This window comes from Cobetia sp. BL01 (assembly GCF_056493605.1).
The window spans coordinates 107099-120414 of sequence record NZ_JBVBEE010000007.1 but is presented as its reverse complement, the minus strand read 5'-3'; the positions used below and the strand labels follow the sequence as shown (position 1 = coordinate 120414).

Sequence of the window (13316 nt, the reverse complement as noted above, 5' to 3'; positions counted from 1 at the left end):
GGGCTGTTCGCGAGCAGGGGCCGATAGCCCCGCCCTGCCCGGACACGGCAGACATGCTCCCCAGAGACACGGCGCTGAACGCCCGCACCTCGCCTGATTGGCACGGATCAGCGTCGTTCACCGCCCCAGCAGGACCAGACTCATGAACTCCTTCCTTCACGCACTCGATATCCTCGTGTCCCTGACACGTGCGATATCGCGCCACGCCGCACGCCTGATGGGCCTGTTGCTGCTGGCCGTCGTGGTCTTCATCGGCGCGGAAATCCTCATGCGCCAACTGTTCAATCATCCGCTGCCCGGCGTGCACGAATATGCCGGCTATGTGCTGGCGATGCTCTCGGCGTGGGGTCTGTCCCACACCCTGATGGAGCGTGCCCACATCCGTATCGATGTCGTGCATGGCAAGCTGCCGGCCTTCTCGCGCCACACCCTGGATATCCTCGCGATGCTGGCGCTGAACCTGGTGGCCTGGGTGATCCTGATCAATGCCTGGCCGGTGCTCGGCAAGTCGTTGAGCAACGGCTCCACCGCCAATACCCCGCTGGCGACGCCGCTGTGGATTCCGCAGCTGCTGTGGCTGTCCGGTTACGCCTGGTTCGCGATCACCACCAGCGTGCTGGGACTGCGCGTTCTCGTTGCCGCCTGTCTGCGTGATACCACCACGCTGGAGACACTGGCCGGCCCCGATCACGGAGAAAGCGAAGGGGCTCTGGCCCAGGCGGCCTCCACGACCAAGGAGACACGCTGATGTTGGGCTTTCTTTCGGTAGGTATCCTCACCCTGCTGCTGGCCGGCATTCCCGTTGCGGTCACCCTCTTCCTGCTCGCCTTCGGGATCGACCAGTTCTATTCCTTCTTCCCGCTGACCAAGGCGCTGGGCCAGAACCTGTGGTCTGCCACGGACTCCTTCCTGCTGATCGCGATTCCGCTGTTCGTGCTGATGGGCGAGATCATCGTGCGCGCCGGCATCGCCGAGAAGGCTTACCGCGCCATGGACCACTGGCTGTCGTGGCTGCCGGGCGGTCTGCTGCACGCCAACATCACCACCTCGGCGCTGTTCTCGGCGACCTCCGGCTCCTCGGTAGCCACAGCGGCGACGGTCTCGACCGTGGCACTCCCCCAGGGCAAGAAGCTCGGCTACGACCCCAAGCTGTTCTGCGGCAGCATCGCCGCGGGCGGCACCCTCGGCATCCTGATCCCGCCGTCGATCAACCTGATCGTCTATGGCTTCCTGACCGAGACCTCCATCCCGAAGCTGTTCATGGCCGGTCTGGTACCGGGCCTCGGCCTGGCAGCGCTGTTCATGCTGGCCTCGCTGCTGCTGTGTGTCTGGAAGCCATCGCTGGGCGGCCCGCGCAAGAGCGCGAGCTGGAGCACCCGCCTCAAGAGCCTGTCGTTCCTGCTGCCGCTGCTGGTGCTGTTCATCGTCATCGTCGGCTCCATCTATCTTGGCTGGGCGACGCCCACCGAAGCCGCCGCCATCGGCGTGCTGGCCTCACTGGGTCTCGCCGCCATCAACCGCTCGCTGAACCTCTCGATGATCAGCCGCGCGCTGGACGGCACCGTCAAGACCACCTCGATGATCCTGTTCATCATCATGGCGGCCTCCTTCCTCAACTTTGCGCTGGCGTCCTCCGGCATGGTCCAGCAGGTCACCGGCCTGCTCGAAGCCTATGACCTGGGTCCCTTCGCGCTGCTGATGGCGGTGATCGCGCTGTTCATCGTGCTCGGCTTCTTCATCGAGACCCTGTCGCTGATGGTCATCACCATTCCCATCGTCACCCCGCTGATCGTCGCGGCCGGTTACGACAAGGTGTGGTTCGGCATCGTGATGATCCTGTTCGTCGAGCTGGCGCTGATCACCCCGCCAGTCGGCTTGAATCTCTACATCGTGCAGGCCTCACGGCGTGGCGAAGCCTTCGCCGACGTCATCATCGGCACCCTGCCGTATCTGGGCGCGATGCTGGTGATGGCAGCGCTGCTGGTGGCCTTCCCGCAGATCGCGCTGTGGCTGCCTTCGGCACTGTAAACCTGCTCTAGCCTGGCACCTGCTGGCAAGCCGGCAGGTGTCATTGGCGCCACACCGTTCATTCAAGAATTTTTCAAAGAACAACGACAACCCCGATAACGGAGCGATAAACCATGCTGACCTTTACCCATGACAACGGCGAATTCACCCTTGATATCCAGCGCGTCGCGATTGCCGGCTGGGCCGGACGCGACCAGGAAGGCGTGCAGCACCATATCGACGAGCTCAAGCTGCTGGGTGTGGCACCGCCCTCCCAGACTCCGCTGTTCTACCGCGTGAGCCGCGAGACGCTGACCCAGGCCTCTCAGGTCGCGATGCTCGGCGGCGAAGGCTCCGGTGAGGTCGAGACCTGTCTGGTCAGCGACGCCGAGGGCACTCTGTGGGTGACGATTGCCTCGGATCACACCGACCGCAAGCTCGAAGCCGTCGGCGTCGCCGAATCCAAGCAGCTGTGCGCCAAGCCGATTGCCCGCCACGCCTGGAAGCTCAGTGAGGTCATCGATCACTGGGACAGCCTCGAGATCGAGAGCGAGATCGAGGACGCCGGCAAGACCGTGCGCTACCAGCAGGGCACCCTCGCCGAGCTGCTGCCGGTCGCCACTCTGATGGAGCGCCTGCCCGCCGCCATCGCCAAGGATGGCAGCCTGGCCCCCAACAGCGTGCTGCTGTGCGGTACCGTGCCGGCGATCGGTGGCATCCGCCCCAGCCCGAGCTTTACCATGCGCCTGATCGACCCGCAGACGGGTCGTCGCATCGAGCACCGTTACGAGGTGGAAGAACTTGAGGTGGTGGCATGAGTGATGAAGGCATGAGCGCTGAGCGCGTGAAGATGGACAACGCCCGTGAATTCTGGGCGCGCTCGCCCCGCCAGCGTACGTTGACTCAGCTGCTGGCCGCCTATCAGGCAGGCAGTTTCGGTCCCGAGCAGACTGCCACGGTGCTTGCCGAGCGCCATCAGGCCCTGGGCGAGACCGCCAGCCACAGCATCATCAGCCGCGATGACGCGGTCATGAGCGCGCAGGCAGCGGCCCAGCAGCAACCCAAGGCGGCTGCGACGTCGTTGCCGCTGGGAGGGGTCCCTGTCTCGATCAAGGATCTCTTCGATGAGGCCGGCATGACGACGCTGGCAGGCTCGCGCGCACTGGCAGATAGTCACCCAGCCGACCAGGACGCTCCGGCGCTGAGCCGCCTGAAAGCCGCCGGCATTCTGCACGCCGGTCGCACCAGCATGAGCGAGTTCGCGTTTTCTGGTCTTGGCCTCAACCCGCACGTCGGCACGCCGCCCAACCCCTTCGATGGCAAGCGCATCACCGGCGGTTCGACCTCCGGCGGTGCGGCCTCCGTCGCCTTCGGGCTGGCCGCGGCGACCCTGGGCAGCGATACCGGCGGCTCGCTGCGGATTCCGGCGGCCTTCTGTGGGCTGACGGGCTTCAAGCCGTCACAGGCCAGCGTGCCGGGAGATGGCGCCTTTCCGCTGTCACCGAGCCTGGACTGTATCGGCCCCATCGCGCCCAGCGTCGCCTGCTGTCGCACGCTGTGGGAAGTCCTGAGCGGTGAGGTCGCTGACCCGACGCCCCTCACTCGCCCGCTGACGCTGCTGGTGCCGGAGAGCGAGCTGGTCAGTGAAGTGGACGCCGATGTAGCCGCCGACTTCGCCGCCCTGCTGGAACGACTCGAGGGGCTGGGTGTTCGCCTCCAGCGTGCGCCGGTCGAGGCCATCGAGGCCGCTTACGCCATCAATCAGCGCGGCGGCCTGGTCATTCCGGAAGCGGCCGCCGTGCATCACGAACTGCTGGCTGCCCATGAAGATCAGTATGATCCGCTGATCGCCGAACGCTTGAATGGCGGGCGTGACATCACGGCCAGCGAGTATCTGGCGCGCCTGTGGCCGCGCACCGCCATCCAGCAACGCTTCGCCCAGCAGGTGCAGGATGTCGATGCGGTGCTGATGCCGACCGTGGCCATGCGTGCCCCGCGTCGTGACCTGCTGGAGCAGGATGGCGCGCTGTTTGCCCAGCTCAACAAGCGTGCGCTGCGCAACACCAGCGTCTTCAACTATCTGGATGCCAGCTCGATCTCGATTCCCGCGCCGGCACCACAGAACGAGGAACCGCTGGGCCTGATGCTGTCACGCCCCCAGGGCCAGGATGTGGCGCTGCTGCGCGTCGCCCAGGCGCTGGAGACACTGCTGGCCTGATGATGCTGTCCCGGCTGACCGCAAGACGAAAAAAAGGGGCCTCCATCTGGAGGCCCCTTTTCCATGACACGGTTTTCATTGTGCGATGCCATGGCGTGGTCAGTGGACTGTCAGTCCAGGCGGCATCACTGATTGAGAATGATCGCCGTGATCACACCGGTCGCGACGGCCGTCAGAACGTAGCGGCCATCCACATTCAACCAGCGATGCCCTTCCGGCGGCCGGGACAGGTGGTGTGCCTTCCAGTCACTTACCCAGTAACGCTTGTTGCCGTAATAATCGCGCGAGACGTGGTCGCCCCGCTTCCAGTGCTGGGGCCCAGCGGAATGATGCCCCGCACGGGCCTTGCCGTGTCCTTGCGCTGCATGTTGCTGCTTGGCCTGGTGCTTCTGACCTTGCTGATTGCCTTGATGGTTGCCTTGCTGATTACCTTGCTGATTACCTTGAGAGTGCTTGCGTTGCTGCTGATGCTGGCCTTGCCCACGATCATCACGATCATCAGGAGCCGCCTGCGCGACGGAGGCGCTCATCAGGGCAATCACCATGCTGCAGACTGTCAGGGTGCGGTTGCGCATCTTCGATCTCCTCGTCATGCCCGGGCACGTTCAACACCGGGAATTAGAAAACACTGTTCCTTAATTTTGATGACTTACGCTGCACTCTGCAAGTCTGCGCAGATTTCTTCACGTTTCCCGACAATGTGACCGAATTTGTCGCCAAGATACCCACAGATGTCGCGACTTACCGACAGAGGTACCACGCAACACGACGAGATCCTGTTACGGGTGCCATGTCAGAAGTGCGGTTCACGGCCCAAGCAGTATCTCTTCAATGGTGCCGCTCTGAATATCCGTCAGGACGAATCCGCTGCGAAGCTGGAGCCAGCGCTGACCTGCGCTAGGTTCGGGTAGCTGATGTCGCTGCCAGTCCTCCACCCAGAGCGCCTTGTCAGATGCCAAGGCATCGGGCAACTGACCGCCACGTCTGAGCAGAGGCCCAGGTGACGCTGCCTTCGCATCGGACTTTCCTGCCGGAGGAGTCTCCGGGGCGGCCTTGTCCGCAACGGCCTTGGTCGGGACAGCCTTGTCCGCAACCGCCTTGTCCGCCTGCGCTTCTACAGCCTGGCGTTGTTTCTGAATCTGCTTCAGCTCATGCATCTGCTCGGCCTGAACGCGTTCAGCCTTGGCCTGCCCTTCTAGCGCTTCGTGCTTCTTCTTGAGCTGCTCTTCATGACTCTTGCCGTCATCCGCGGCCTCGGCCTGCACCACCGAGGCACCCAACAACGCCAACGCCAGAGTCAGCCCCGTCAATGACCACCTGTTCATGTCTTGTCTCCTCGTCAGGCTGTATGCCTCTGGCGCCCTGAGCCCGGCTCAGACAACCATGAGTGGTCCCGGGAAGCGATGTGTCAGGCCCCCTGTTCTCCCCTCTCAGCATAACGCGTCAGCAGCGCAATGTGCGGTCGGATAACTCTCATCGGAACGATCTTTTATATGCCTGACAAGCACTTGACGCCAGATATCGCCCATCTGACCCAGATGAGAGGTGATCCCCGGGATCTCGGCAACGTACTGCCGCCACCGTCTCGACTCACCCCGTGAGGCGGTCAGGGAGCCAAGGGTTGCCGTGTACGATGGCCTGCGCACCTTCATGCGCCAGCGATGCCCGGCGCTCGTCGCTGACCAGGATATTGGCAGCCCCTCTCCCAGACACAGGCGTGCGACCTGTTGCCCGGCCGCACGCCTTTCACTTCACCGCCTCAGCAGTGGGTTCGATCAGAAGCCTTCAAGCACGATCTTGCCCCTGGCCTTGCCGCTTTCCAGCAAGGCATGTGCGCGCTTGAGATTTTCGGCATTGATGGTGCCGAAGGTCTCCGTTGCCGTGGAGGTGATCTTGCCAGTGTCCAGCAGGCCCGCCACCTTGGTGAGGATCTCGCCCTGACGCGCGATATCAGCGGTGGTGAACAGTGAGCGAGTGAACATCAGCTCCCAGTGGATGGACACGGCCTTGCCCTTGAACGGCACCACATCGAGGGTCTGCGGATCATCGATCATGCCGAAACGCCCCTGCGGCGCGATCAACTCAGCCACTTGCGGTGCGTAGTGCTCGGAGAAATTGGTCGAGAACACGAAGGCCGGTGCACCGATGCCCAATGCCTCGATCTGCGCCGGCAACGGCTGGCTGTGGTCGATGACGTGATGCGCGCCCAGCGACGTGACCCACGCTTGGGTTTCTGGACGTGACGCGGTGGCAATGATGGTCAGATCCGTCAGTGCGCGCAGCAGCTGGATGGTGATGGAGCCCACGCCACCAGCCCCGCCGATGATCAGGATGGCACGTGCAGCGCCGGGTACCGGCTCGGTGACACGCAGGCGATCGAAGAGCATCTCGAAGCCGGTCAGCGTGGTCAGCGGCAGCGCAGCCGCCTCATGGACCTCAACGGACCTGGGCGCATGACCGACGATGCGCTCATCCACCAGATGGAATTCGCTGTTGGTACCGGCGCGGGTGATATCGCCGGCATACCAGACCTTGTCACCTGCGGCGAAGGAAGTGACCTTGTCACCGACGGCGACGACTTCCCCTACGGCGTCCCACCCGATGACGGCAGCTTCGCCTGCGGCCGGCTCGCGGCTTTCGCGGATCTTGTAGTCCACCGGGTTGACCGAGACAGCGGCAACCTTGACCAGCAGGTCGTGACCGGTGGCGACCGGTGTGTCCAATTCGATATCGACCAGGGCATCATCACGATCGATGGAACCGGCAGTGTAGTAACCAATGGCTTTCATCAAAGTCTCTCCTGAGATCATGTCAGTTACGGCAGCGCTGAATGGCTTTGCCGTGAAGCGATGACACCATGCTAACTCCATGGGCTGAGCGTAAAAACGACCCATATCCGCAAAGTTAATCCGGATAAAGCGGATAATGAGCAGCGAGTTTGCGGGTTGCCTCCAGGGAGACGCCAGCGGGTCGTCGGCTACAGAGGCAAGAGGCGACAACGCAGGACGGTCATCAGACACGTCCTGCGTTGGGGAAATACGCTGACAGGCAAGACAGGGCGAAGGACTGGCCAGACAAGCCCTTCGCCTGCCGCAAGCAGAGCCTGTCAGTTGGCGGGTGTCAGCTTGAGCAGGTAGTAATGCTTGTCGCTGCCATCGACACCCTGATTGAGCGCCGGGTGAGCATTCAGCTGATTGGTGGTGAGGTAGAGGCTGCCATCGGGCGCGAAGGCGAAGCCATCCGGCCAGCGCAGACGCTCATCATCCTGGGCAATGACCGACATGCCTTCGGGAGAAGAGAAGGTCAGCGCATTGTGCTCTACGTCACCGGCGATGATGCCGCCGCGACTGGCGTCGAAGATGAAGCCATCATTGGGACGCTTGGTGGCGTAATGCGTGATGGCGCGCGACAGCTCCGCCTCCGTGGCAGTGTCATCGGCCAGCTCAGCCGCCGGCAGACGATAGATATCACTGCCATTCACGCCACCGAAATACACGACGTCTTCTGCCGGGTCGAAGGCGATGGCGTTCAATCCCAGGTACCAGGGCTTCGGCTCGCCACTCTGCTCTCCCTCGCCATCACCATCGCCCTTGGCCGCCATCAGACGCCCATTAATGACCATGTCATGCGCCACCGGCATCAGCCTTTCATCGCTCTGCAGCACACGGCGCGTCTTGCCACTGGCGATATCCACCACCACGAAGGCCGGTTTCATGTGGGAGGCGGGGGCAGTGAAGGTCATGTCCGCGATATAGATCTTGCCGCGCCTTTCATCGATGACGAAATCCTGTAGGAAGGAGATCGGCAGCACGCTGTCTCCCCCAAGCGGGATCACCTTCTTGAGCGAATCACTGCGGGTATCCCAGCCCACCAGCTTGGGCGCACTGTCCTGACTGCCCATGTCGAGCATCCACACCACGCCCTGACGATCGGAATGTACGCCGATGATTGACGCGATGCCGACCTCACCTTCTGCCGGGCCATCGGCCCAATCCAGAGTCGGGAATGGCACACGCTTGCCGTCCTGGGTGATCTCGACCACGCGCAGTGCCGGTGCATCGAGTGGCTGCTGGGACATGATCAGGCGGCCATCCGGCGTGAAGGTGATATTGCCGGGGCGGGTGTCCGAGTACTCGGCAAAGGTACTGAGGGTCGCGTGGCTCCAGGCACTGGCTGCGGCGCTCTGGTGGTTGTCGGCGGAGGCTTCAGCCGTTGTGGCATCAGCCTGCACGGCAGAGGCAGCGCTGACGCCCAGCGAGGCGATGAAGATGGCAGTCTTGAGGCGAGAAAACGGCATGGGGGCTCCTAGCCCGCCGGTTGGCGCTGTGCGCCGGGCCGGCAGGGTCGATGAAGATGAGATAGAGAGACTGGACGATGACGTGGTCATCGCCCGGGGGTTATAGAGATTCAGACGTGACGAATCAGGCGCGACGGCGCAGTTCATCTTCCAGTTCACTGAGACGCGGATTGCCGATGTAGAGCTGAGAGAGATCCTTGAGCGCCGCGGCGCCAATACGCGGACGTGCGTCCTTGCGCACCACCAGGGTGGCGTCATCTCGGGTACCCAGAAGCCCCTTGGGCTCCTTGAGGGCGCGAATCCGGTAGCGATGATGCAGGAACTGCGGATGCCACAGCGGCACCACGACCCAACGCCCCTCGGCGACGGCGGCTTCGTAGCGATCAAAGCACTCCGCTTCGCTACCGGTGCGGAAGACATACCCGGCTGCGCCCAGGCCGTACTGCTTGATGATCTCGGCCGAGAAGCGGCTGATGCCGGCACCGGGATTGATGCCCTGGATCAAGGGTTCCATCTTGCTCAGCGCCGGTTCCCGCAGCAGGTCCGTGACGCTTGCCACGGCACTTTCCGGCACATGATCCGGCCCCCCCAGATGCAATAGGGTTCATATAGGACGGTGATCTTGTCGACATCGTGCAGCATCGGTGCCAGATAGGCCTCATGGCTCGACGGCAGCCAAGCAGAGGCCAGAATGTCGATCTCCCCTCGCCCCAGCATCGCGAAGGCCGCTTCGTGCGGCGCACTGGTGAAGGTGACGTCATGACCGTGACTTTCGAGAATACGGGCCACTTCCCAGGCACTGGCTTCGTGACAGGACAGCGCGATATGGCCGATGCGGATAGGGTCTGTCATGGCAGCCTCGAGTGGGTGGGCGTTGCAGGGGGAGAAAGCGAGCAAGTCAGGCGTTGCCGCCATGAAAAGCCAGGACCCACACCTCAGGCGAAAGCCGTCATCTCTTGCAAGGTGAACTCAGTGACCGCGCCTTCTGTCGCTGCCACGTACTCTTCCAGATGCGGTGCCTGCATGTGCTGCTGCCACAGTTCACGCGAGACCCAGTTCTCGTGAAAGGTGCCGGATTCTCGTTGTTCTGATGCAGGGTGTAAGTGAGGCAGCCTTCTTCAGCGCGGGTGATCGGCACCAGCTTGAGAAGCGCCGCCTTGACCTTCTCGATCTGGTCCGGCTTGGCGTGGATATTGGCGATGATGGTCAACTGGGACATGGCAGGAACTCCGTGAAGTGTCAGGAAGGCTTGAGTTGCTCAAGCGATGTGATCATCCTAGTCACAAGCCTTGTCCGTATAAACATCCCCTTTTCGCAAAGATAATTCGGAAAAACCGCACAATGCTACTGGACAACATCGCGCTGTTTCTGACCATCGTCGAGAAAGGCAGCCTGACCGCCGCGGGGCGCGAGACGGGACTGTCGCCGACGACGGTATCGGAGCGTCTGGCTTCACTGGAGGCGCACTACGGGGTGGTGCTGCTCAACCGCACCACACGTGCCATCAGCCTGACCGAAGAGGGCCGCACGCTGATGGAAGAAGCCCGTGGTCTGCTCGACAGTGCCTCGGAGCTTGAGACCCGTATCCGCCTGGGTGCCCAGACACTCACCGGTCGAATTCGCATCAGCGCACCGAGCGATCTGGGTCGCAACGCCCTGTCACGCGCCATCACCGAATTTCAGCGTCAGCACCCCACCATCGAGATAGAGCTGCTGCTGTCGGACAGTTACATCGATATCGTCAGTCAGGGGATCGATCTTGCCCTGCGTTTCGGCACCATCATGGACAGCACGCTGCGCGTGCGTCATCTGGGCCAGAAACGCCGCCTGCTGTGTGCCTCTCCCGCCTATCTGGCGCAGCACCCCGCGCCACTGACGCCGGCCGATCTCAAGCACCACAACTGTCTGGTGATGCGCTTTGGCAAGAGCCTCGACAATGAATGGCACTTCGGCAACCACAAGGTGCCGCAGATCGTCACCGTCAGCGGCAATCGCATCGCCAATGATGGGGAACTGGTGCGCCAATGGTGTCTGGAAGGGTTTGGTATCGCCCTGAAATCGGAAGTCGACGTGGCGGACGACTTGCGCGAGGGTCGCCTCGTGGAGCTGCTGCCGGAGCACGCTGCCCCGCCCTCACCGCTTCAGCTGCTGTTCCCGCCCGCCCGCGCTCAGCCACGCCGCATGCAGGCCTTCGCCCAGCATCTGGTCGAGACCTTTTCGGACCACTGATCTGCCAATGCCCGTCCGGCTCGCCCATTCTCCTCATGACGTGCCGGGCAGAACGCACTTCCCGGCGAGAGACGGTAAGCGTTCGGGCATCACCGCTTGCGAGTGATCACGCAGTATGCTGCCAATGATGGGGCAGAAGTTCGTGCACTTGGCTAGCCTTTTGGGTCGGCAGCCTTTCCAACACATTCTTCAGGTAGGTATAGGGCTCATGGCCGTTCAGCTTGGCACACTGAATGAGGCTCATGATGGTGGCAGCACGCTGGCCACTGCGCAGAGATCCGGCGAACAGCCAGTTTGAACGCCCCAGCGCCCAGGGGCGAATCAGATTCTCCACCCGGTTGTTATCGATCGGCAACGCGCCGTCATCCAGGTAGCGCGTCAACGCCGCCCAGCGCTTCAGGCTGTAATCCAACGCTTTCGCCGTCGCCGAACCATTCGGGACCTTCTCGCGATGCGCCAGCATCCAGCGATGTAGCGTATCGGCGATGGGCTTTGCTTTCGTCTCCCGCAGCCGTTGACGCTCTTCCGCACTGAGTGACTGTACCTCACGCTCCACCTGGTATAGCTGACCGATCAGTTCGATAGCCTGCCCGGCGATCTGGCTCTTGCCAGCGACGTGCAGATCGACAAATTTACGGCGGGCATGGGCCATGCAACCGATCTCGGTAACACCGTTGGCGAAGCTCTGCTTGTAGCCGCTGTAGTCGTCACAGACCAGCTTGCCCCGCCACTTCCCGAGGAAGTCGCGGGCATGTTGTCCGCCACGTCCCTCGCTGAAGTCGTAGATTACGGCCTTCAACCCGGCATACGGGGTGGTGGCGTAGGCCCAGAGATAGGCGCGGTGCGTCTTCTTCTTGCCAGGGGCCAGCATCGGTACCGGCGTTTCGTCGGCATGCAGCACCGGCTCGTTGAGCAACACTTCACGCAGTGCATCGATCAGCGGCTGAAGTCGCACCCCGCAGGTGCCGACCCACTCGGCCAGGGTGGAGCGGGGAATCGCTACGCCGGCGCGGGCGAAGATCTGCTCCTGGCGATAGAGTGGCAGGTGATCAGCATATTTGGCGATCAGCACCTGGGCCAGCAAGCCGGCGGTGGGGATGCCCTTGTCAATGATCTGCGTCGGCATCGGTGCCTGGGTCAGTGTCTCGCATTGGTCGCAGACCCACTTGCCACGGATATGCCGCTCGACGTGGAACACGCCCGGCGTGTAATCCAACTTCTCACTGATTTCCTCGCCGATCCGCCTCAGCTGACAACCACACCGGCAGTGATCATTCTCCGGATCATGATGAATCTCGGTGCGCGGTAGCTCGGGAGGTAAGGGCGTGCGCTTGGGCGTCTTCCTTGCCACTGGCGTGTCAGCAGTGAGGTGGAGCTCTTCCAGCTCGGTCTCGATGGCAGCAATGTCGGCGTCCACCCCTTCCTCCAGCAGGCTGATCTGCAGGACATTGAGCTGCTCGCTGCGCTTGCCGAAGGCGTGGCGCTTGAGCAATGCCATTTCATAGGTCAGCTTTTGATTGACCTGCTCGCTGTGGCGTAGCGCTTTCTCCTTTTCCTCCACCTGCGTCATCAGCGTTGCCGCCAAGTGGCGGAGCTGATCGGGAGAGAGTTGAGTCAGGTCGGGGGGCGTCGTCATTCCGCCAGTATGCCAGCCCGCCGAAGGCAGTGGGATTGGCGCATCAGCGAATAGCGGGCCGGGAGGTTCTGTGCCGTACCTGGCCTGGCGTGTCAGACGACAGAGATGACGCCGTCGGTGCCGAGACGCTGCCAGGGTAGGCCCTGCACCAGTGCCATGGCCTGCTCGGGGCAGAGCTCGACGCAATCGCCATGCCGGTTGCCAGCCCAGTGGAACTTGCCCTGGTTCAGGCGCCTGGCGCACAGCCAGATGCCCAGACCATCGTGGACCAGCACCTTCATGCGGTTGCCACGCCGGTTGGCGAACAGATAAGCACAGTGCGGGCGAGCCGCGCCGAAGACCTTCACCACTCGGGCCAACGCAGTGTCCGGACCGGCCCGCATATCCAGGGGGGCGGTAGCCAGCCAGATTTCGTCGATGCGGATCATACGAGCAGCTCCCGAACCAGAGATCGACAGGTGTCGGCCTCCGAGGCAGGCCACTCGATGACCATCGGGCCGTTGGGGTGCGGGATGGTGAGGCGAATAGGGTCCGCCACCTGATGCTGGGGAGTGGCCGGTGACAACTCGCGAGTCATGGGCACCGGTACAAATGCCGGTATTTCTGGCACAGCCGTTTGCTGACGGGTGGTACGGATCCAATTGTGGACCAGGTTAGCATTCAGGCTGTGCTCCAACGCCACTCCGGCAACGGAGGCACCGGGTTGCTGACACGCTTCGACGATCCTGGCCTTGAACGCGGCAGTGAAGCGGCGACGCTTGCGAGGAACTTCCAACACGCTTGATTCCATCATGATAAGTGTCCACTTATTGATAGGTGGACATCTAACGTGACGAAATTCAGGACTCTGCGGTAGATGGGATCACCGGTCGCTTACGAGAGACGACTCCTTCGCGGCCTTGGGGATCCCCCCGCGAAAAAGCCCCCGC

Annotated in this window: 15 protein-coding genes; 5 read left to right on the top strand and 10 right to left on the bottom strand. The window is 62.6% G+C overall.

Annotation, left to right across the window (positions count from 1 at the left end; translation table 11 throughout):
- Nucleotides 1-142: 142 nt before the first annotated feature.
- The 4 genes from ACZYGA_RS13200 (at nt 143) to ACZYGA_RS13185 (ending at nt 4225) form a co-directional block, all read left to right on the top strand.
- Nucleotides 143-748 carry a TRAP transporter small permease subunit gene (locus ACZYGA_RS13200; RefSeq protein WP_175090279.1) on the top strand — a complete coding sequence of 202 codons (606 nt, stop codon included), beginning with the start codon at nt 143-145 and terminating at the stop codon, nt 746-748.
- Nucleotides 748-2028, top strand: coding sequence for a TRAP transporter large permease (locus ACZYGA_RS13195; RefSeq protein ID WP_175090280.1), 1281 nt, complete (start codon nt 748-750; stop codon nt 2026-2028). The genes ACZYGA_RS13200 and ACZYGA_RS13195 overlap by 1 nt, the downstream gene beginning before the upstream one ends.
- A 113-nt stretch (nt 2029-2141) precedes the next feature.
- Nucleotides 2142-2825, top strand: a complete 684-nt coding sequence (locus ACZYGA_RS13190; protein ID WP_176503723.1) for a DUF2848 domain-containing protein — start codon at nt 2142-2144, stop codon at nt 2823-2825.
- Complete coding sequence (locus ACZYGA_RS13185; RefSeq protein WP_479399332.1) at nt 2822-4225, top strand: amidase; 1404 nt, start codon at nt 2822-2824, stop codon at nt 4223-4225. The genes ACZYGA_RS13190 and ACZYGA_RS13185 overlap by 4 nt, the downstream gene beginning before the upstream one ends.
- 125 nt (nt 4226-4350) lie before the next feature.
- Here ACZYGA_RS13185 and ACZYGA_RS13180 read toward each other — a convergent pair whose 3' ends face one another.
- The 7 genes from ACZYGA_RS13180 to ACZYGA_RS13150 all read right to left on the bottom strand — a co-directional run bounded on the left by ACZYGA_RS13180 (nt 4351) and on the right by ACZYGA_RS13150 (nt 9741).
- Nucleotides 4351-4800 carry an RcnB family protein gene (locus tag ACZYGA_RS13180; protein ID WP_176503725.1) on the bottom strand — a complete coding sequence of 150 codons (450 nt, stop codon included), beginning with the start codon at nt 4798-4800 and terminating at the stop codon, nt 4351-4353.
- Between the two features lie 231 nt (nt 4801-5031).
- Nucleotides 5032-5535: an RcnB family protein gene (locus ACZYGA_RS13175; protein WP_479399331.1), complete on the bottom strand. Its 504-nt coding sequence runs from the start codon at nt 5533-5535 to the stop codon at nt 5032-5034.
- Nucleotides 5536-6000: 465 nt separating this feature from the next.
- Nucleotides 6001-7014, bottom strand: coding sequence for a zinc-binding alcohol dehydrogenase family protein (locus tag ACZYGA_RS13170; RefSeq protein ID WP_404626989.1), 1014 nt, complete (start codon nt 7012-7014; stop codon nt 6001-6003).
- Between the two features lie 317 nt (nt 7015-7331).
- Nucleotides 7332-8522, bottom strand: coding sequence for an L-dopachrome tautomerase-related protein (locus ACZYGA_RS13165; RefSeq protein WP_479399329.1), 1191 nt, complete (start codon nt 8520-8522; stop codon nt 7332-7334).
- Between the two features lie 124 nt (nt 8523-8646).
- Nucleotides 8647-9081: a glycine betaine ABC transporter substrate-binding protein gene (locus tag ACZYGA_RS13160; RefSeq protein ID WP_404626986.1), complete on the bottom strand. Its 435-nt coding sequence runs from the start codon at nt 9079-9081 to the stop codon at nt 8647-8649.
- Entirely contained in the window at nt 9042-9374 is a 333-nt protein-coding gene (locus ACZYGA_RS13155; protein ID WP_479399328.1) for a glycine betaine ABC transporter substrate-binding protein, read from the bottom strand. The genes ACZYGA_RS13160 and ACZYGA_RS13155 overlap by 40 nt, the downstream gene beginning before the upstream one ends.
- Before the next feature lie 97 nt (nt 9375-9471).
- Entirely contained in the window at nt 9472-9741 is a 270-nt protein-coding gene (locus tag ACZYGA_RS13150) for a putative quinol monooxygenase (protein WP_479399327.1), read from the bottom strand.
- Nucleotides 9742-9863: 122 nt separating this feature from the next.
- Here ACZYGA_RS13150 and ACZYGA_RS13145 point away from each other — a divergent pair, with 122 nt between their 5' ends.
- Nucleotides 9864-10751, top strand: a complete 888-nt coding sequence (locus ACZYGA_RS13145; RefSeq protein WP_404626981.1) for a LysR family transcriptional regulator — start codon at nt 9864-9866, stop codon at nt 10749-10751.
- A 106-nt stretch (nt 10752-10857) separates the two neighbouring features.
- Here the strand turns inward: ACZYGA_RS13145 and tnpC are convergent, their stop codons facing one another.
- From tnpC to tnpA, 3 genes are all read right to left on the bottom strand, one after another.
- Nucleotides 10858-12387, bottom strand: coding sequence for an IS66 family transposase (gene tnpC, locus ACZYGA_RS13140; RefSeq protein WP_479399325.1), 1530 nt, complete (start codon nt 12385-12387; stop codon nt 10858-10860).
- Between the two features lie 92 nt (nt 12388-12479).
- Nucleotides 12480-12815, bottom strand: a complete 336-nt coding sequence (tnpB, locus tag ACZYGA_RS13135; protein ID WP_175090695.1) for an IS66 family insertion sequence element accessory protein TnpB — start codon at nt 12813-12815, stop codon at nt 12480-12482.
- Nucleotides 12812-13165, bottom strand: coding sequence for an IS66-like element accessory protein TnpA (gene tnpA / locus ACZYGA_RS13130; RefSeq protein WP_479399323.1), 354 nt, complete (start codon nt 13163-13165; stop codon nt 12812-12814). Before tnpA ends, tnpB begins: the two co-directional genes overlap by 4 nt.
- Nucleotides 13166-13316: the final 151 nt, after the last annotated feature.